14 protein-coding genes are annotated in these 22,064 nt (G+C 37.2%); 2 read left to right on the plus strand and 12 right to left on the minus strand.

The genetic code is table 11. From position 1 onward, the window contains the following. Positions 1–66 precede the first annotated feature (66 nt). Complete coding sequence (locus L1275_RS14720) at positions 67–2,610, minus strand: ATP-dependent Clp protease ATP-binding subunit (RefSeq protein ID WP_253475055.1); 2,544 nt, start codon at positions 2,608–2,610, stop codon at positions 67–69. A 255-nt stretch (positions 2,611–2,865) separates the two neighbouring features. On the opposite strand from L1275_RS14720, the gene gyrA reads away from it, so the two are divergent. Then, complete coding sequence (gene gyrA, locus L1275_RS14725; RefSeq protein WP_253475058.1) at positions 2,866–5,424, plus strand: DNA gyrase subunit A; 2,559 nt, start codon at positions 2,866–2,868, stop codon at positions 5,422–5,424. Positions 5,425–5,449: 25 nt separating this feature from the next. Then, positions 5,450–6,718, plus strand: a complete 1,269-nt coding sequence (locus L1275_RS14730; protein WP_253475061.1) for a tetratricopeptide repeat protein — start codon at positions 5,450–5,452, stop codon at positions 6,716–6,718. A gap of 405 nt (positions 6,719–7,123) precedes the next feature. Here L1275_RS14730 and L1275_RS14735 read toward each other — a convergent pair whose 3' ends face one another. From L1275_RS14735 to L1275_RS14785, 11 genes are all read right to left on the minus strand, one after another. Then, entirely contained in the window at positions 7,124–9,004 is a 1,881-nt protein-coding gene (locus L1275_RS14735) for a DUF349 domain-containing protein (protein WP_253475136.1), read from the minus strand. A 131-nt stretch (positions 9,005–9,135) separates the two neighbouring features. Continuing rightward, a complete protein-coding gene (locus L1275_RS14740) occupies positions 9,136–9,891 on the minus strand; it encodes a shikimate dehydrogenase (RefSeq protein ID WP_253475064.1) in 756 nt (251 codons plus the stop codon). Positions 9,892–10,211: 320 nt separating this feature from the next. Then, positions 10,212–11,609: a tetratricopeptide repeat protein gene (locus L1275_RS14745; protein ID WP_253475067.1), complete on the minus strand. Its 1,398-nt coding sequence runs from the start codon at positions 11,607–11,609 to the stop codon at positions 10,212–10,214. 106 nt (positions 11,610–11,715) lie between these two features. Further along, complete coding sequence (locus L1275_RS14750) at positions 11,716–12,909, minus strand: aspartate aminotransferase family protein (RefSeq protein WP_253475069.1); 1,194 nt, start codon at positions 12,907–12,909, stop codon at positions 11,716–11,718. An 11-nt stretch (positions 12,910–12,920) separates the two neighbouring features. Further along, positions 12,921–14,561, minus strand: coding sequence for an OstA-like protein (locus tag L1275_RS14755; RefSeq protein ID WP_253475072.1), 1,641 nt, complete (start codon positions 14,559–14,561; stop codon positions 12,921–12,923). Between the two features lie 104 nt (positions 14,562–14,665). Beyond that, complete coding sequence (locus tag L1275_RS14760) at positions 14,666–15,937, minus strand: adenylosuccinate synthase (RefSeq protein ID WP_253475075.1); 1,272 nt, start codon at positions 15,935–15,937, stop codon at positions 14,666–14,668. 33 nt (positions 15,938–15,970) lie between these two features. Next, a complete protein-coding gene (locus tag L1275_RS14765) occupies positions 15,971–16,420 on the minus strand; it encodes a Fur family transcriptional regulator (RefSeq protein WP_253475078.1) in 450 nt (149 codons plus the stop codon). A 110-nt stretch (positions 16,421–16,530) separates the two neighbouring features. After that, positions 16,531–18,747, minus strand: coding sequence for a bifunctional (p)ppGpp synthetase/guanosine-3',5'-bis(diphosphate) 3'-pyrophosphohydrolase (locus L1275_RS14770; protein WP_253475081.1), 2,217 nt, complete (start codon positions 18,745–18,747; stop codon positions 16,531–16,533). 137 nt (positions 18,748–18,884) lie between these two features. Further along, a complete protein-coding gene (locus L1275_RS14775) occupies positions 18,885–19,556 on the minus strand; it encodes a porin family protein (protein ID WP_253475084.1) in 672 nt (223 codons plus the stop codon). A 154-nt stretch (positions 19,557–19,710) separates the two neighbouring features. Further along, entirely contained in the window at positions 19,711–21,255 is a 1,545-nt protein-coding gene (locus L1275_RS14780) for a serine hydrolase (protein ID WP_253475087.1), read from the minus strand. A 12-nt stretch (positions 21,256–21,267) separates the two neighbouring features. After that, entirely contained in the window at positions 21,268–22,056 is a 789-nt protein-coding gene (locus tag L1275_RS14785) for an RNA methyltransferase (RefSeq protein WP_253475090.1), read from the minus strand. Between the last annotated feature and the right edge of the window lie 8 nt (positions 22,057–22,064).

A 22,064-nucleotide genomic window follows, 5' to 3' on the forward strand; every position in this document is an offset into this window, starting at 1 on the left:
ATTTGTGAAACTAAATTAGTACTATTATTTAGAATAGCTAATATAAAATTTGGAAAAAAAAGCCTACTAATTAGTAGGCTTTTCCAATTGATTTATTTGAATTTTTAGCGATTCTTTATCTTCAGCCAGACTCATTTTTATCTGGTCTCCGGCGTGAATTTTTGAACTGATGATTTCTTCTGCTAGCGGATCCTCCACGTATTTTTGTATCGCTCTTTTTAACGGACGCGCACCAAATTGACGGTCAAAGCCCTTGTCGGCAATAAAATCTTTTGCTTCGGTATCCAGCTCTAAGGTGTATCCCAATTCAGCTACTCTATCGTATAGTTTTTTAATTTCGATATCGATAATGGCATGAATGTGTTCTTTCTCTAAAGCATTGAAAACGACGATGTCATCAATACGATTTATAAATTCTGGCGCGAAAGCTTTTTTCAAAGCATTTTCAATAATCGCTTTCGAATTTTCCTCTGTTTGATCTTTTTTCGATTGCGTTCCAAACCCAACTCCCTGTCCAAAATCTTTTAGCTGACGGGCTCCAACGTTGGAGGTCATGATGATAATGGTGTTTCTAAAATCAACTTTTCGGCCTAAACTGTCGGTTAAATGACCGTCGTCTAAAACTTGAAGCATCATATTAAAAACATCGGGATGTGCTTTTTCAATCTCATCGAGTAAAATAACGCAATACGGTTTTCTACGAACCTTTTCGGTCAATTGCCCGCCTTCTTCATAACCTACGTATCCCGGAGGTGCTCCAACCAAACGAGAGATCGCAAATTTCTCCATGTATTCACTCATATCGATGCGCAAAAGAGCATCTTCTGAATCAAACATCTCTTTGGCAATCACCTTGGCTAATTGGGTTTTACCAACTCCAGTCTGTCCCAAAAAGATAAAGGAACCAATCGGCTTGTTCGGGTCTTTTAATCCGGCACGGTTACGTTGAATAGCTTTGGCAATTTTGCTTACTGCTTCGTCTTGACCAATAACCTTTCCTTTTATCAATTCAGGTAATAGGGCTAATTTCTTGCTTTCTGTCTGTTCAATACGATTCAATGGAATTCCGGTAATCATCGAAACCACATCAGCTACGTTTTCTTCCGTGACTAAAATACGATTGGTTTTGGTCTCTTCTTCCCATTTTTCTTGGGCAATGGCCAAATCCTTTTCTATTCTTTTTTCATCGTCTCTTAAACGTGCAGCTTCTTCGTACTTCTGTTTTTTGACAACGTCGTTTTTCTCTTCGCGTACTAATTCTAGGTTCTTTTCTAACTCAATAATTTCTGCGGGAACATCGATGTTGGTGATGTGTACACGAGACCCAACTTCATCCATAGCATCAATAGCTTTGTCTGGTAAAAAACGATCAGACATATATCTGCTGGTCAGTTTTACACAGGCTTCAATGGCTTCTGGTGAATAAATTACGTTGTGGTGATCTTCGTATTTTCCTTTGATGTTGTTTAGAATCGTGATCGTTTCTTCGATGGTTGTAGGTTCTACAATGATCTTTTGAAAACGTCGCTCGAGAGCTCCATCCTTTTCAATATGTTGTCTAAACTCGTCTAGAGTAGTGGCACCAATACATTGGATTTCACCTCTGGCAAGAGCGGGTTTAAACATGTTTGAAGCATCTAGAGAACCGGTAGCTCCACCTGCACCAACGATGGTGTGGATTTCATCGATAAATAAAATGATGTCGGTGTTTTTTTCCAACTCATTCATCACGGCTTTCATGCGTTCTTCGAATTGGCCGCGGTATTTCGTTCCAGCAACTAAGCTGGCCAAATCCAAAGTAACGACTCTTTTATTGAAGAGAATTCTCGATACTTTTTTCTGAATAATACGCAAGGCAAGTCCCTCAGCAATAGCGGATTTACCCACTCCAGGTTCACCGATCAACAAGGGGTTGTTTTTCTTTCTACGGCTTAAAATTTGAGAAACACGTTCGATTTCTTTTTCCCTTCCAACTACGGGATCTAACTTGCCGGCTTCAGCCATTTCTGTTAAATCTCTGCCAAAATTATCCAATACCGGAGTTTTGGATTTTTTTGCCGTTTTTGAAGTAGGATTATTGAAACTTGTGTCAGCTGTACTGTCATCTTGTCCTGACTCGTCAAAAGTTTCCGCTTTTGGATAGGAGGTACTGCTACTGCCTTCTTCATTGGAAAGTATAGACGTGAATTCCTCTTTTGCGATCTCATAGTCCACCTTTAACTTGTTTAAAAGTTTGGTAGTCGGATCGTCGTTATTTTTTAAAATACATAACAATAAATGGCCGGTGCTAATGGTTTCATTCTTAAATACTTTAGCTTCTAAAAAAGTGATGCGCAAAGCGCGTTCTGCTTGGCGAGTCAGGTGAAGGTTTTTCTTGTCTGACTGCAAGTCTTTATTGGGATTGATGGGGTTTAAAACTTCTACTTTATTTCGTAAAAAATCTAAATCAATATCTAGGTTGTTTAAAATTGTAATAGCTTCTCCCTGACCATCTCTCAGGATACCTAATAATAGGTGTTCCGTACCGATAAAGTCGTGACCCAATCGTAATGCTTCTTCTTTACTATAGGTAATCACGTCTTTAACTCTTGGTGAAAAATTATCGTCCATGTATTTTAATCTTTAAATAGGGTGAATGATTGATTAACTAGGTAAATGCAAAAAGTGTACCTATATCGAATGTGACTTAGGCTAATTGACGAAAAATAATTGAAAAATAAAAATCCTGACTAAATTATTTTAAAATAAATCCGAGATTTAAAACTTTGCTAAATGCTGAAATATATCAATAAAAGTAGCATAAAAACAGTGAGAATTCGTATATTAGCACGTTTTAATATTTGACAATTTTTAATTTATATACTTATGTCTGAAGGAGAAAAGTTAATTCCCATTAACATTGAAGACGAAATGAAATCAGCTTACATTGATTATTCAATGTCAGTTATTGTATCAAGAGCGCTTCCTGATGTTAGAGATGGCTTAAAACCTGTACATCGAAGAGTATTGTTTGGAATGTATGAACTGGGAGTAATGTCCAATAGGGCTCATAAGAAATCCGCGAGAATTGTAGGAGAGGTACTTGGTAAGTATCACCCTCACGGAGATAGTTCTGTTTATGATGCGATGGTTCGTATGGCTCAAGATTGGAGTTTGCGTTATTTATTAGTTGATGGTCAAGGTAACTTTGGATCAGTCGACGGTGATAGCCCTGCAGCTATGAGGTATACCGAAGCGAGAATGAGAAAGATATCCGAAGAAATTCTAGCGGATATCGACAAGGAAACGGTAGATTTTCAATTAAACTTTGATGATACTTTAGAAGAACCTAAGGTCATGCCTACAAAAGTACCAACTTTACTGATTAACGGTGCTTCTGGTATCGCGGTGGGTATGGCAACGAATATGGCTCCACACAACTTATCGGAGGTTATCGACGGTACTTTGGCTTATATCGACAATCCGGATATCGAAATCGATGAATTGATGAATCACATCAAGGCACCAGATTTTCCAACCGGAGGTACGATTTACGGGTACGAAGGTGTTCGTGAAGCTTTTAAAACCGGGCGTGGACGTGTTATTATGCGTGCAAAAGCTAGTTTTGAAGAAGTAGATGGCCGCGAGTGTATCATCGTAACGGAGATACCGTATCAGGTTAATAAAGCGGAAATGATTAAAAAAACCGCGGAATCTGTTAATGATAAGAAAATTGAAGGTATTGCAACGATTCGTGACGAATCGGATAGAAACGGGATGCGTATCGTTTATGTACTTAAAAGAGATGCAGTTCCCAATATTGTTTTAAATACCCTATATAAATATACACAACTACAGTCGTCTTTCAGTGTTAATAATATTGCATTGGTCAATGGACGTCCGCAGATGTTGAATTTAAAAGAGTTGATTCATTACTTCGTTGAGCACCGTTTTGAAGTGGTGACACGTAGAGCGGAGTATGAATTGAGAAAAGCCCAAGAACGCGCTCATATTTTAGAGGGATTAATCATCGCGTCGGACAATATTGACGAGGTAATTGCCTTGATTCGTTCGTCTTCGAATACCGATGAAGCTCGTGCTAAATTAATCGAAAGATTTAGTTTATCCGAAATTCAAGCGCGTGCTATAGTCGAGATGCGTTTACGTCAGTTAACGGGACTAGAGCAAGATAAGCTGCGTGCAGAATATGATGAAATCATGAAATTAATTACTCATTTACAAGAGTTGTTAGCTAGTAAAGAGCTAAGAATGAACTTGATTAAAGAGGAATTAGCTGAAATAAAAACCAAATATGGTGATGCTCGTCGTTCTGTGATAGAGTATGCAGGTGGTGATGTGAGTATTGAAGATTTGATTGCCGATGAGCAAGTAGTGATTACGATCTCACATGCTGGATATATCAAGAGAACCTCACTTTCAGAATACAAAACACAAAATAGAGGAGGAGTTGGACAAAAATCTGCAGGTACAAGAGATTTAGATTTCTTAGAACATATGTATGTGGCAACCAATCACCAGTATATGTTGTTCTTTACACAAAAAGGAAAATGTTTCTGGATGCGTGTTTACGAAATTCCAGAGGGAACCAAAACCAGTAAAGGACGTGCTATTCAGAATTTGATCAATATTGAGAATGACGACAAGGTAAAAGCCTTTATTTGTACTCAAGATTTAAAAGATGAGGAATATATCAACAGTCACTATGTGATTATGGCCACAAAACAGGGTCAGGTTAAGAAAACGCCGTTGGAACAATATTCTCGTCCAAGATTAAATGGAATTAATGCCATTACGATTAAAGAAGATGACGAATTGTTAGAAGCAAAGCTGACAGATGGGAAAAGCAAGGTTTTAATTGCTGTGAAGTCTGGTAAGATGGTTCGTTTTGATGAAGAGAAAACACGTCCAATGGGTCGTACAGCATCAGGAGTTAGAGGAATTACTTTGGCACATGATAAAGACGAAGTAATTGGTATGGTTTCTGTAAGTGATTTAGATAGTGAGATCCTGGTGGTTTCTGAAAATGGATACGGTAAACGTTCTTCATTAGATGAATATCGCGAAACCAATCGTGGTGGAAAAGGGGTAAAAACCATGAACATCACCGATAAAACAGGTTTATTGGTTTCGATTAATTCTGTAACAGATCAAGATGATTTGATGATTATCAATAAATCGGGATTGACTATTAGAATGAGAATATCTGACTTGAGAATTATGGGTAGAGCCACTCAAGGAGTTCGTTTAATCAACATCAAAGGAAGTGATTCTATCGCGGCGGTAGCTAAGGTGATGCCAGAAGATGAGATTGAATTGTTAGAAGGAGAAGACGGGGTTTTAGTGCCGATGGATTCGCTAGACGACGAGCAAGACGAATTGGATAATGACGTAGAGGGCACGGAAGATCAAGAAGAAGAACAATAAAAATAAAAATTTAAAAAGTATAGTTATGAATAGAAGATATGCTTATGCATTTTCTGCTCTTATGATTTCTGGGCTTGCAATGGCTCAAAAAAGTGAATTAAAAGATGCAGAGCGCGCTATTAAAAAAGGCGATGTTCAAGAAACTCAAGCTGCCTTATCAAAAGTTGAAGCAGTATTAACTAATGCCAATGATGCTCAAAAAGCACAGTACTATTTCCTAAAGGGAAACTTTGCTTACGAACAAGTTAAGAAAAAAGTAGATTTAGATAAAAATATTGATGAAGTAGTTGCTTCATATACTAAGCTTATCGAGCTTGAAAAAGCATCTAAAACTGCTAAATATACCAAACAAGCTCAAGAAGAGTTAAAAGCTGTCGGACAAGTTGTAGTTAATAAAGCTATCGAAGATAATAATGCCAAACGTTATAGTGAGGCTACGAAGCGTTTTAATAAAGCGTATGAGTTGAATCCTATGGATACGATTTATCTTTACTATGCAGCGTCTACAGCGGTTAATTCTAAGGATTATAATGGGGCGATCAATAATTATAAAAAATTGATCGACTTAGGATTTACTGGACAGGAGTCTTATTACACGGCTGTTGAAAAAACTTCCGGAGAAGTACAAAGTTTTGGTAAAGATGCCAAAATGAGAGATTTGATGATCAAACAAGGAACTCATAAAGAGCCTAAATTTGTCAAAGAAACTTCTAAAAGACCAGAGATCATTAAAAACATGGCTTTGATTTATTATCAAGAAGGTAAGTTTGATGAAGCGGAGAAAGCTATTGCAGAGGCGCGTAAATCAGATCCAAATGATATGAATTTATTGTTGACGCAAATGGATTTGTATTTGAAGTCAAACAATATGGGTAAATATGAGGAATTGGCTAAAGAAGCTTTGGCTAAAAATCCGAATGACGACGTGTTGTTATACAATTTAGGTGTTACTAGTTATCAAGCGAAAAAATACGATGACGCTAAGAAGTATTACGAAAAAGCGATCGCGATTAATCCAAGATCTGAAAATGCTTATTTAAACTTGGCTATTCTTAAATTAATGCCGGATGAAGGTCTGACTAACAAAATGAATAGTTTGGGAATGTCTGCTCAAGACAATAAGAAATATGAGGAATTAAAGAAAGAGAAGGATAGAATTTACAAAAGTGCTATTCCTGACTTAAAACAAGTGCTTTCGATTAATCCAAACAATGAAGAAGCGATTGGTACTTTAAGAGGTATCTATAAAGCTTTGGAGATGAAAAATGAATTAAAAGCTTTGGAATCCAAATAATTTTGATGTTATATAAGAAAAAAGCCGTCGTAAATGACGGCTTTTTTTTGGACTAATTTGTCGTTGGACATTGGAATTGATAGAATCCCATTCAAAAAGATTGCTATTATTTGCAATTATGAAGGCTCACAACGGCTTTTTTGCCCAATATTGTCCTTCTTGTGATTTACTACGACTTCTTTTAAAAAGAACGTATATACTCCATTTGATAGTTACAGTTTTTGGGAGGTGTATGGCTTATAAAATGCTTTTGAAGTGTGTATTTATTTGGAAAACAGCTCTAAAAAAAAGAGGCTATCCTTTTGGACAGCCTCTTTACTTTATATAATTTCGACTCACGACTCACGACTCACGACTCACGACTCACGAATTACGAATTACGACTCACGAATTACGACTCACGAATTAAAGTTCTTTAATGCGTTTGAGTTTCTCAGTCCATACTTTGTATTCTTCCTTGTGTTTTTCGATGTTTTTGTTAACTTCTCTAACAAATGGATTATCGGGTTTGGCATTGGAAATAAACTGTATGTTGTTTTCCAATTGGAATATTTCTGATTTCAATTCCTCCATTTTTCTTTGAATAAAAATGGTTTCATTTTGGATCTTTTTCTGATCGTTAGAGCCAACAAGTTGGTCCATACGGTTGTTGAATTTAACCGTTTCCGTTTCTTTTTTGCTCAAGCTCAACTTATCGAATAAAACATCTAGTATTTTGTTGAATTTTCCTTCTACAAAACTTTTGCTTTGAGCAACTCTACCGATGTTTTTCCAATTGTTGATATGAAGTTTGATCTCTTCTAAATCGGTTTTGTGATCACCGGATAATTGAAATTCTTTAAGCAGATCTAAGTATTCTTTCTTTTTGTTGTATGCAGCTATTTCCTCCTCATTTTCATGATTTTTGGCGGTGTGCAATTTGTCAAAATAGTGGTTACAAGCATCTTTAAACTCTTTCCAAAGGCTATCTGAGTATTTTTTAGGTACGTGTCCAGTCTTTTTCCATTCATCTTGAATGCGTTTCATCAACGGCGTAGTCGTATCAAAATCTTCGCTGTCTTTAAGAGCGTGTGCGCTTTCAATTAAAGCTTGCTTTTTCGTTAGATTTTGTTGTTGATCAATTTTTAAATCCTTGTAAAAGGTATTTTTATTGATGTTAAAATTACGAGTAGCCAGTTTGAACAAGTACCAGGTCTCTTCATTTTTCTCTGAAGGCACCTTGCCGATCGCGAAAAAGCGATTTCTCAAGGCTTCGATTTTTTTGATTTGATTTTGCCAAGCATTATGACTCGTCATTTCTTCTCTCGAGATTTGATCCATTTCGGTGATGATCTCAATTTTCTTTGCCAAATTTTCGTTTTCAGCTTCGCGAAGTTTGTCGAACAATTGCTCGCGTTTGTCGTGCATTTGTTTGGTCAAGTCGCTGAATTGCTCCCAGATTTGCTCTCTGATTTCACGGTCTACGGGTCCGATTTCTTCTTTCCAGATTCGGTGTAGGGTTTGCAGTTCTCTGAAAGCTTTGATGATATCATCTTCTAATAGAAGTTCCTCAACACGAGTGATGATTTTTTGTTTTTGCTCGAGATTGTGTTTGAAATCCATGTCACGAGATTCCCGATCCAAATGCAATTGGTCGTAAAAGCGCTCTACGTGAAAATGGTAGTTGTTCCAAACATGATTGTATTTATCGCGAGGAATAGGACCAGCATGATTCCATTTCTCTCTTAAAGTAGTCAGTTTTTTTACAGCGTCGTTTCTGTTATCCGCATCGTCAATAAGGGTTTTTAGCTCCTCAATGATTGCGATACGGTTATCTAGATTCTGATTTAAGTTTTTCTGTAATTGTTTGTAATAAGCATTTTTTCTATCGCGATACTCGTTAAATAAGGTTTCAAAGTAGTTCTTTAGAGGAAATTCATATTCAAACTCCGATGCATTATCTGGATTTTGCTCTAAAAACGCTTCTTTTTTCTCTTCGATGAAATCATTGTACTTGGAAAGAAAAGCTTTTCTCAATTCTTCAGCGTGATCCTTGATAGAAGTGATTTTTTCCAGCGAAATTAACTTTTGTAATTCTTCGGATAAGGCTTCCATACTTAGACTATCATAATCCAATTTTGGAATATAATTCGATTCACTAGCCGCATTGTCCTCACTTTCTTCCGCATTGGAAAGGATGATGGAGTTGACAGCTTGTTCTTGATCAGTAGGTACAATTTCAGGAGATGAAACTTCATTAAGTCCGTCTGCATCCCTGTGCAGGTTATCATTCTTTTCTTCTAACATCATTATAAATGCTTAATGTTTAACATTATTTTCGGAAAGATACAAAACACAACCGAGCTTGAAAAAGAAAATTTATAAAAAAATACATTTTGTACCGCAATTAAGGTCTGATTTAGTATAAAATAATTTTTTTAGCTCATTACGATCTTATTCCAAATGCTCCAAGACTTCTCTGCTTGTAATTCAAGCATCTCCAATCCGTTTTTAATCTGCGCACCGCGTTTTTGAGCCTCGCGTAAAAAGCTACTGATTTCAGGATTGTAAATCAGATCATAGGCGAGGTGTTGATCGGAGAAGAGACTGTAATCGATATCGGGTTTTTGGTCTATATCAGGAAAAGTACCTAGAGGAGTTGTATTAATAACTAGCAGATGAGACTTAAATATAGCGGGCGTTAATTGTTGGTAACTCAAAACTCCTTCTTCGGGACTGCGCGATACAAACTGCGTTTCGATTTTTAATTTTTGTAAGGCGTAATAAACCGCTTTACTCGCACCACCTGTTCCCAATATCAGCGCTTTCTCTGGTTTGTTTTTCAACAGCGGCTTTAACGATTTATAAAAACCATACCAATCGGTGTTGTATCCTTTGAGTTTGCCCTTCTTAGAAATTCGGATCGTGTTTACAGCACCAATTTCTAGCACCTTTGTCGACAGATCGTCAAGATAGGGGATGATGGACTCCTTGTAAGGAATCGTTACGTTGAGCCCTTTTAAATTAGGGTTGTCTGCGAGTATTTTTGTGAATTCAGAAATTTCGTTCAGTTCAAAGTTTTCATAGGTACTTTGTTGGTCCCCTTTCGTGGTGAATCGGCGTTTGAAATATTGTCGCGAAAAGGAATATTCGATGTTCTTACCTATTAGTCCGTATTGGTTTCTCTTTCCCATCTCTAAACTTTTTTGATGAATTTTTAATTTTGAATTTGACAGGACAAGATTACTAAAAAAACAGCTAATTAGGCCTACTAAAAACGCAAATTATTTTGGGTTTTTTGTTTGCTGAATTTAAGGCAGAAACACCGACTAAAGAAGTCTTCGTATTACGGCATTTAAGCAAATATTTTTGTTGCGGATTGGTATAGGGTTACTTTTGTGACAGGATGGGTTAAAATGGAAATTTCATCTTCTAAAAGACTTGTTGAAAAGGTTTGTAGCTTGCTGTAGTGTGTAAATAAAAAAAAACCATCCTCAGGATGGTTTTTGATTTATTAAAATGTAGGATATTTCTCAATGATATTTTGAAGCAGTGGATTTTCCCATTGAGATGGGAACAACTCTTCAATGATTGATTTTTTGTCGTAGTCGTTTTGCAATCCAATGGTCAAGTGAAAGGTGCCCTTTTCAATCTCGTTTTGCGAAAAATAAATTACCGCAAGTCGGTATGCAATTTCCGGATCATCAGGATGTTTTTCTGAGGCTTCCAACAATTTTGAAATTGCCGTTTCATACTCGCCTAGAAGGTATAAAACATCACTCCAGCTGGTCCAATCTGAAAGTTGGTCACTGCCGAGTTCGATCGCTTTTTGATATCCGATTTCCGCTTCTTCGAAATGCAAAAGACTTTTATTTAAAGCGGCATAGCGAATCCAATATTTTTCGTTTTGATCGTCGATATTGATCGCCTTTTGCAAGTGATGTAAGGCCTTTTCGTATTTCTCTTCCTTGATGAAAAAATCGGTCAATGAAATCCACCCCTTATCTAAAAGCGGATCTTCATGAACGGTCTTTTTATAATAATGCAATGCCATTTCGGAATTTCCTAGTTCCTCATGGCAATTTCCAATGCGCATCAATACATAAGAGGAAGGAGTGTCCAAATCCAACGTAATCATATAATTGTCGATCGCCTCTTGAAATCGTTTTAATTTCTCCAAGGCCTTTCCCTTTTCGAGATAAGCACCCAAAAAGTGCTCGTCAATCAAAGTTGCATATTCAAAAGCTCTAACCGATTCTTCATATCTTTTTAGCGTAAAATATTGACGGCCTAATTGATGCCAGGCGATATCACTATAAGGGTCATTTTCGATAAATTCATTTAAAAACTCAACAGCCTTGTCATTTTCAGCTAAGAAGTCAAAACAGTAAACCACATTGTACAAAGCCGATTGGTCCTCTTCATCATTTTCGAGACAATGAATAAAACTTTGTTTTGCCAATTCGATTTCATCTATAAATAGATATTCCATACCCAAAAGCGAGAATACATCTGAAAAGTCTTCGGTCAAGTCTAAAGCGACTTTTAAAAATTCTATCGCCTTCTCGTGTTGACCTTTTTTAGAATAAATATTGGCTCGTTGGATATATATTTCTTCATTAGTTGGTTCAATGGCATGCAATTCGTTTAATAAACGATCGGCCATCTCTAATTTGTCTTGAAATATCAATAACTCTACTTGTACCAATTTAAGGCCTGTCGAGTTGGGGTGTTGTTCTAGTGCTAATTTTAAGGCTTTTTTAGCCAAATTCATTTTGCCAGAATCGAGATAATGAAGGATGATATTCTCAAACTCTTCAGAATCAAAAAACAATACTTTGTTTGTTTTTAGCATCGATTCAAAACGGGAAAGGGATAAATTATATTCTTCTTCTTCGTTGCTCAAATACATAATAAATTCTTTTATGTTATCCTTAGACTAAATATACAAAATTTAGGCCGGATTATTTTTGAAAAAACTTGTTTTTTTTACAAATTAATTCTTTATTAGGAAAACTTTATAGGTTTTCGGACTGTTGTATTTCATCGAGTACCTCCAAGATGATTTGACAACCTTCTCTGATTTCGTCTTCGGAAATCGTTAACGGTGGTGTGATTCGGATTGCTTTACCGTCGAATAACAGCCAGAACAAAATTAATCCTTTATCTTGGCATTTCATAATCACTTGATTGGTAATAGCATCGCTAGCAGTCATTGGGGCGAGCATCAAGCCACGTCCACGTACTTCTACTATCAATGGATGTACGAGTAGCTCTCTAAAAAGTTTTTCCTTTTCGAGTGTTTGAGCCATGATATCCGTTTCAACCAGTTCTTGCAAAGTGGCTAAAGAAGCTGCTGCAATAACAGGATGTCCGCCAAAAGTGGTAATATGTCCAAATTTCGGATTGTCAAACAACAAATCCATATGTTGGTCATTGGCTGTAAATGCTCCAACGGGCATGCCGCCGCCCATACCTTTTCCGAGTACTAAGATATCTGGGATCACGTTATAGTTCTGAAAGCCGAAAAGTTTTCCCGTTCTTCCAAAACCCGGTTGAATTTCATCGACGATCATTAAGGCACCGACTTCATCACAACGATTTCTCACCTTCAGTAAGAAATCGTCTTTGGGCTCTATAAAACCGGCACCACCTTGGATAGATTCCAAAATAATAGCAGCGGTTTTTGTAGTGATTTTTTGTAAATCAGCTTCGTTGTTAAACGTGATAAAGTCTACATCAGGTAATAGTGGTCTAAAAGCGCGTTTGCGATCCTCACAACCCATAACACTCATAGAGCCCATGGTGTTGCCGTGGTAGGCATTGTGGCAAGAGATGAATTGACTTCTTCCCGTCACGCGTTTTGCCAATTTCAAAGCACCTTCTGTCGCTTCTGTTCCCGAGTTGACCAAATAGGTCTTGTTTAACTGTGCAGGTAAATGTTCTGCAAGTAGTTTACAAAAGGCTACCGCTGGATCTTGTATGTATTCTCCGTAAACCATAACGTGTGAATAGCGATCAAGTTGATCTTTAATCGCTTGATTGACGCGTTCGGGTTGATGACCAAGTGTACAAGCAGAAACGCCTGCTACAAAGTCTAGATATTTTTTGTTATTGGTATCGTATATATAGGAACCCTTTGCATGCGAAACTTGCATGGCTAAGGGATTTGGTGATGTCTGTGCTTGGTATTTGAAAAAATCTTTTCTCATGGTCGGCAGTATTATTTTTTGGTGTTTTTCTTTTCTTGTTTCGTTTTGCCCAAAGTTTCGGTTTGAACTTCCATCGGAACTTCTGCCTCTTTTTGTTGGGTGATGCTCTCTTTTTGAATTTTTAAGTCTAAAGCGAGTTCTGATTCGGGAAATATTTGATCGAGACTTCGTATTCGTTCTTCTCCGCGCCAATTGAAATCTCGTAGTTTACGCGCATTTTCGGGCAGGTCCGCTTCGGGATAAATTTCGCTTTTCGGTTCGACAAACAGGGTAGCGGTCTGTATTTTATTCTCTTCTAATTCTAAATTGATTTGGCTGCAAACCCCTTTATTGATTCCGATAAACTCATCTTTATCGTTATACATATAATAAATGATTTCGGCATTTTTGATCAGATCAATTTCATACATTTTATTGTCTCGAAACTTACCGTAGAGATTTTGTCCCTTGACCTGATTAAAACCCGTGCCCAAAGTATCTTGTTGTATGACAAATGCATCGACTAAGACCTTGAGCGAGTCCAACTGCTCGGTGACGGGATTGTTGATCAAGTGAATCAATTTACCGCTTAATTGACTGTCTCCATTCCAAACAACGGGTTTGCCAATCATTTGCGTGAGTCCAATTTTCTGACTGTAATGCAAAGAATCACTCTTTCCACTCATATCTGTTTTAAAAATTCGGGCATCATTAAAACCACGTATGATCCGCGCTTCCGGTTTTCCTGTAACCAAGATACGTTTGGCGTGTATATAAACCGAATCATTCTCTGTAACTGTAGTTATTAAAGCTTTTTTAGTAACAAACATCGAATCTTGTGCTCTATAAACTTCGGCATAGTGTCCGCGTATAATCATTTTATTGATCGTATCGGTTATTTTGACGTTGTTGGTAGCTGAAGAAAAATCGCGTTTTTTGTCATAATACATCGAATCGCCTTCGATGCGACGGTTGTCGTAAAGGATATGTGATTTCTTGATTAGCTTTCCAATATCTTGTTTGACATCATAAAAGCCGTTTTCTGTATAGATATAATTGTCTTTGCTCGTAATTGTTGAAGGTCCAAAAACATAAGAATGCTGAGGAACTTCGTAATAGTCTAAGTGATTTGATTTAACAACTGTTCCCTGATCAGTAGTAATGGTTACTGCATTGAAAAATTGAAACTTCTTGTCGTTTACAAAATATTTTCCTGCGTTACTGGTCAATAAGTTTCCCTCGTTGGTGATTTTTCCAAATGAATTGTAATAAACGATGTTTTGGTTTCGATCAAAGTGTAGGGTATCGGTTTCCAACATGGAGTTTGGCGAACGCATGATGACGTCTCCATTGGCATAAGCGAAGCCATTCATACCGTTGTATTCGGCATAGCGGCTGTTCATGTGGATGGTATCACCTTGGTTCATGATTACATTACCAAAGAGTTTGATGTAGTTTTCCTTCTCGAAATAATAGGCCTTATTGCAAGTGATTAATACCCCATCGTGTTCTGCATTAATGTTTCCAGTTAATATAACCGCATTGGGAATTTCCGCTTGGTTGATATCGCTGTAATCAGCATGATTAATGATGATATTTTTTTTGTTTTGTGCAGTTACAACGAAGGTGAAAAGAAGAAAAGAATATAGAAAAAATAATGGTATTGTTTTCAAATCTAGAATTTTTGTTCAAATTTAAAGAAAAAAAGTTCAGAAAAATTTAATTGGGAATTATTTATAAACAAAAAACACTTTCCGAAGAAAGTGTTTTGAGTTAATTATTTTAGAATAGTTTGTTTTCGGTCTGGACCAACAGATATGATCTTGATCGGAACTCCAACTTCACTTTCGATAAATTCGATATATTCCTTGAATTCTGCAGGAAATTGATCGTACTCAGTCATTTGAGTTAGATCGGCTTTCCATCCTTTTTTCTCTACGAAAACAGGGGTTACATTTTCAGGTTCGATATTGTAAGGTAAATGTTTGATTACTTTTCCTTGGTATTCGTAAGCCGTACAAATTTGTAGGGTTTCAAAACCGGAAAGTACATCGCCTTTCATCATATATAGTTCAGTAACACCATTTACTTGAACAGCGTATTTCAATACAACTAAATCCAACCAACCACAACGTCTAGCACGACCGGTAACGGATCCGAATTCTTTTCCGATACTGGCCATTTTCGCTCCAGTTTCATCGTTTAATTCAGTAGGGAATGGACCACTACCAACACGCGTTGTATATGCTTTGAAAATACCAAAAACTTTTTGTACTTTATTAGGAGGAACTCCTAGTCCTGTACAAGCACCAGCAGCAGTAGTATTGGAGGAAGTAACGAATGGATATGTTCCAAAATCGATATCCAACATAGAACCTTGCGCCCCTTCTGCTAAAATTGATTTACCGTCTTTTATCGCGTTGTTGATATACTCTTCACTATCGATAAATGTAAGTTTTTTCAATTGCTCAATAGCTGTGAAAAATTCTTCTTCTAATTCCGCTAGGTTATATTGTAAATCTACATCGTGAAAGGTAATCATCGATTTGTGTTTTTCCGCTAAAGCCGTATAACGCTCTTTGAAATCCGCCAATTCAATATCACCAACACGCAGTCCATTTCTTCCGGTTTTGTCCATATAAGTTGGACCAATACCCTTTAGTGTAGAACCGATTTTCGCTTTTCCTTTAGATGCTTCTGATGCAGCGTCTAACAAGCGGTGTGTAGGTAAAATTAAATGCGCCTTTCTAGAGATTAGCAATCTTGAATAGATGTCGATGTTGAATTTCTCCAAATCGGCAATTTCTTTGATGAAAACCACAGGATCGATAACGACTCCGTTTCCAATAATATTGATGGAGTTTTTGTGAAAAATTCCAGATGGAATCGTTCTTAGTACGTGTTTTATTCCGTCAAATTCTAAGGTGTGCCCAGCATTAGGACCTCCTTGAAAGCGAGCAATGATGTCGTATTTAGAAGTCAGAACGTCTACAATTTTTCCTTTTCCTTCATCGCCCCATTGCAGGCCAAGTAGTAAATCTACTGTCATTATTATGTGTGTTGTTTAGATTAGTGGTCTTGACTATTTTTCGGTCGGTTTATTTCTAGTTCCGTAGAAATAAAGAGAATGTGAATTGATTTCAACATCAAAAATTTCTTCGATCGTCTGTTTGATCGTTTGAATTCGTGGATCACAAAATTCAATAACTTCTCCAGTGTCGGTTAAGATGATATGATCGTGTTGTTTATCAAAATAGGATTTTTCGTAATGGGCTTGGTTTTGACCAAATTGATGACGGCGTACCAAACCACATTCCAATAAAAGCTCAATAGTATTGTATAGTGTTGCTCTACTAACACGATAGTTCTTGTTCTTCATTTTAATGTATAAAGATTCGATGTCGAAGTGCTCTTCGCTATCGTAAATCTCTTGTAAAATGGCGTAGCGTTCCGGTGTTTTTCGATGCCCTCTTTCTTCTAAATACTTTGTAAAAACAGTTTTTACAATTTCTTGACTTTTACTTGTTTCCATTGGAATATTAAATATCAATTGCAAAGATAAGGCTATTTTTTTTGTTATGAAATGTAATAGCCGAACCTTTTTTATAATTATGCATATTTAACTAGCGCGTTCGCGTACAGTTAATTGGAATATATTCGTGTGACCTTATCAACGCCCTCGATCTTTTTAATATTGATCATTAATTTTTTCAACAAGGCGTTGTTCGGAACCGTAATGGTGATTTGACCGTTGAAAATACCTGCATTTTCACTCAGTGAAATACTCTTAATATTGACGGTCATATTGTTGGATATGACTCTGGTGATTTCACCGGTTAATCCAATAGAATCTAAACCGGTTATTTTAATTGTAGCCTCAAAATTTTCTTTTGAAGAATCAATCCATTGTGCATTGATAATCCTGTAGGCATAATTTGATTGTAAACTAATCGCATTGGGACAATCTTTACGGTGCACTTTGATACCTTCGTTAATCGTTACAAATCCAAATACATCATCGCCGGGAATGGGATTACAACAACTGGCTAACTTATAATCCAGTTTCTCATTGTCCTTACCAAAAACGATCAAATCCAATTGAGACGCATCTTTGTTGGTTATAATCTCCGGAGTAGTGCTGGGTTGACGTTTGATCGTTTTCTTAAAGAAATTGATTAACGTATTGTTCTTTAAGGCGGCAAAATCTTTGAGTTGCTGATTCTCGATAATTCCTACACCAACGCGGTAGAACAAATCTAAGCTGGTCTTAAGCTTGAAATAATTTACCATTTCATTGATGGTTTTCTCATCCAAGGTGATCTTTAAATGGCGCAATTTACGAAGCAAGATTTCTTTTCCGTCTTCAGCGATCTTTTTGGTATTTTCGTTGAGTACGTTTCTGATTTTATTTTTAGCTCGTGATGTCGTAACATAATCCAACCAATGTATACTTGGTTTCTGATGTTCAGAAGTCATGATTTCGACCTGATCTCCGCTGTTTAATACATGATTTAAAGGCACCAAACGACCATTGACACGCGTGCCTCTGGTGTGGATTCCTATTTCGGAGTGAATGCTAAAAGCGAAGTCCAATGCAGTAGCCCCTTTTGGCAGTGATTTGATTTCTCCCTTAGGTGTGAAAATATAGATCTCTTTGGAGTATAAGTTCAGTTTAAAATCTTCGACAAAATCAACGGCATTGCTTTCGGCATTTTCCAAAGCTTCTTTGAGTTGATTGAGCCAAATATCTAAACTATTCTCTTCGGTAACTCCTTGTTTGTATTTATAATGTGCAGCATAGCCTTTTTCAGCGATTTCATCCATGCGTTCGCTGCGAATCTGAATTTCGACCCAACGACCCTTAGGTCCCATAACGGTGATGTGTAGGGCTTCATAACCGGTCGATTTTGGCGAGGATATCCAGTCTCTCAAACGACTCGGACTCGGCCTGTAGTGATCCGTTACGATCGAATAGATTTTCCAAGCCAGAAATTTTTCTTCATTGGGCTTGGATTTGTAGATGATTCGCAAAGCAAATTTATCGTAAACCTCGTCGAAAGTAACGTTCTGAACCTTCATTTTTCGACGTATGGAATAGATCGATTTTGGGCGGCCTTTCATCGTGTATTCAATATTCTCGGCGTCCAAGGATTCTTTAAGAACGTCGGAGATCGAATTCATATAGGCTTCCTGTTCTTCCTTGGTATCTCTAATTCTGCTTACTATATCTTGATAAACAGCGGGTTCTGTATACTTTAATCCCAAATCTTCTAGTTTGGTTTTAATGTTAAACAAACCCAATCTATGTGCAAGTGGCGCATAGATATACAGGGTTTCGGAAGCGATTTTGGCTTGTTTGTATTCCGCCATGCTCTCCATGGTTTGCATATTGTGCAAACGGTCTGCGATTTTAATTAGTATTACACGTACATCGTCATTGAGTGTCAACAACATTTTGCGGTAGTTTTCCGCTTGCATCGATATATGAGAATCCGGTTCTAAAAGAGCCATCTTCGTCAATCCCTCAACAATTTTAGCTACTTTGGGGTTAAACCATTCTTCAATTTGTTCTACCGTGATATCCGTGTCTTCAACTACATCATGCATCAACGCTGCGGCAATAGATGTAGCACCCAGTCCGATCTCTGAAGCGACAATTTTGGCTACGGCAATCGGATGGAAAATATAGGCTTCTCCGGATTTTCTACGTTGGTTTTTATGTGCTTCAACGGCTACATCAAATGCCTTACGTATCATTTTTTTGTCATCGTCTGATAAGGTTTGGTAACTTATTCTAAGTAATTCCTTATACTCTTGAGCGATGGCTTTATTTTCTTTTTCAATTTCTATTTCGGTCATATATGTTGCTATTGAACATTCTAAATTTAAAGGAAAAATTTTAAATTAACAAGTTTTATGTCGGGTATTCTGAGGCTTATACACAACAAAAAAACTCCTCGTAATAGAGGAGTTGATTTTTTATTGTTGTAGCGATTTTAGAACATATAAAATACACCAGCAGCTGCTTGCATATTACTACCTGGACCGTCATTCAAATTCTTTTTACCCAATATTTCTAGGTTGATACCAAATCTACTCAATCGGCTATCACGCATATATCTGTAATCTCTTAGGGTAGCAATATCGGCAAACCAAAAATTAATACCTCCACCGTAGTTAAACATCGCATTGTTTGTACCGTCTAATTGTAAAAAACCAGCACCAACCGCGATATAAGGATCTACGATAGGAATGTTTAATAAACCACCAATACTGTATTTTAAGGTACCATCAATAGCGAGTACATTCAAATCATCATTGGCAAATAAATCGTGTGCAGAAGTTACTGCTTTTCCCTTTTCGATTTTATTCATCGCAACGGCCAATTCGGCACTAAGATGGTTTACTATATTCGTTTCAATAGCAACTCGAGAAGGAAAGGCTAACATGTTCCAATTCTCTGTATTGGTCGCATCATCTTTGTCGAAGCCGAAGTCCATAATGTTCATCTGCATGGATACCTTCCATTTATAGTCGTTTACGAAACGTTTTTCTTTGAAAGTCTGTGCCTGCGAAGTGATACTAAATGAAAAGACTAAAGCAGCAAATGTTAATTTTAATTTTGAAAACGTTTTTTGCTTAGAGCAAATGGATTTAAAGCAATTCATATTCATTTGTTTAGTTGTTGTTGGATTGTGGCTTTGTTTTTTTATTGATTGTTAAAAAAAACTAAAAACACCCAAATTTAGATTAAAAAATTAATTTAGCAAATTAATACGTCTTTTTTTGATTAATATTTATTTCAATATAGCAACTGCAGTGTTAAGAAGTTGGTATAAAATGCAAATCATGGAAATCATAACTAAAGTCTGTTAAAGGAGATATCGCCTCCATTTCAAAGAATTCAATCTTATTATCCTGAACTTTTATTTTTATAAAGGCATCAGCATTAAAGGATTGGTTGTCCCATCTTACGGTATACACATCATCCTTATAAAAATGGATCTCTCCCTGGAGTTCTGGAGATCGTTTGGATGCGAATATAATTTTATTTTTTTCCTTATAAATATTCACTTCTCCCAACCATGCATCGCGGTATTTGCCGATTAATGCCTCCAATGCTTTAACGGAATTAGATGATTTTTTATTGTTGTTTACCGTGGTCCACACTTCATCAACGATCAGTGCGGCTTCATTATTATTTTGAGCAACGCGATTTTGGTAGTGGGCTACAAAATCCTGGTAGGGTAGGGCTAAGTAGTGATTTTTGATGGTATTGGTAATCGACTGAAAAGCCGCTCCTGACTGTTGGTTGGTCAATACAATTATACCTAAATTTTGTTGGGGTAATAAGGTTATTTGCGTAACAATTCCCTCCAAACCACCGGTATGAGAAACCTGTAAAGAACCGGCCACATCGGCTAATTGCCATCCTAATCCATAGGCTGAAAATAAGGTATTGTAAGGAGGAGTTGTTTGGGTTGAAATCCAAGTTTGTGGTGTCCACATCTCGCGCTGAACCCCTGCGCTAAATACCTTGATATCATTCCAGCTTCCGTGATTTAACTGCAATTGAACCCATTTGGACAAATCGTTAATGTTGGAATAGATACCTCCGGCAGCATCGAGTATCGTGTTGGTATACCTCGGGATAACGGTTAGTTTGCCGTCTATGGGAACATGAGGAACGATAACATTCGTTTTATCTGTCAAACGGTTCCAGTTTCCCGCACTAGCGGTCATGCCGATGGGTTTCATAATTTCAGTTTCTACAAAACTTGCCCAGCTCATACCGCTGACGCGCTCCAAAACAATTCCGGCGATGATGTACAAAAGATTGTCGTAATCGTATTGCGCTCTAAAACCCGATACCGGTTTTAAATATTGTATGTTATTGATAATATCTTGTGGCGTAAAATCATGTCCATCGGGCCAAATCATCAAGTCTCCAGCACCCAATCCAAGACCACTACGGTGGGTAAGTAAATCTCGAATAGTGAATTCTTGTGTGACATAATCGTTATACATCTTAAATTCCGGAATGTATTTGACGACTTTGTCATCCCATTCGATTTTGTTTTGGTCTACTAGAATAGCGAGGGCTGCTGCTGTAAAGGCTTTACTGTTGGATGCAATGCCAAAAAGCGTGTTTTCATCTACGGTATTTTTTGAATCTATCGAGCGAACTCCATAGCCTTTGGAATGAATAATTTTACCATCTTTAATCACCGCGACAGCAATTCCAGGAACGTTAAATGCCTTCATAGCACTCTGGGTTACTCGATCAATTTGACTGTTTATTTCGGCAGTCTGACACCACATATTCAGTGTCCATAAGCTTAGAGCTACTATTAAAGTATTTTTCATTTACTAAAAGAATTAAAATCCACGTTGCCGTTTTGCTTCAAAAATCAAAATGGATGCCGCAACGGATACATTCATCGAATCGATTTCACCGCTCATGGGAATGATGATATTTTTTGTACTTGCTAATCTCCAGGTTTCACTAAGACCGGTTGCTTCTGTACCTACTACGAATGCCGTAGCGGTTTGATAATTTAGGGTATGATAGGAGGTGGAATCCTGTAATGTAGCACAGTAAATGGCTATATCGTGTGACTTCAGATATGCAATCACTTCATCGGTGCTTCCCGTAGCAACAGGAGTGGTAAAAACGGCTCCAACACTAGATCTAATGATATTGGGATTGTATAAATCACTTTTGGGGTTAGCAATGATAACGGCATCGATATTCGCCGCATCAGCTGTTCGCAATAACGCACCGATATTACCCGGTTTTTCGGGAGCTTCTGCAACTAAGATGAGCGGATTTTCTCGGAGTTTTAAATCTTGCAACAGCAATGATTTGCTTAGTGCAATGGCCAGAATTCCTTCGGTAGTATCTCGATACGCGAGTTTTTGATAAACTTCTTTCGAGATTTCTATGATTTCAACCGTTTTGGAAATGCCTTGCAATGCTTTTTCTTCAGGTAAATAATCGGCACAAAAGAGAACGGTCAGTAGGGTGTAATTTCCCTTTTGAGCCAATTGTATTTCTCGTAGTCCCTCTATGATAAATGTGCCGGATTGTTTGCGGTTTTTAGATTTTTCCTGAAGTTGAATTAATGATTTGATATAGCTGTTTTGTGGACTATCGATTTTTTTCATGTTTATTT

Source organism: Flavobacterium sp. HSC-61S13 (assembly GCF_024171535.1).
GTDB lineage: Bacteria > Bacteroidota > Bacteroidia > Flavobacteriales > Flavobacteriaceae > Flavobacterium.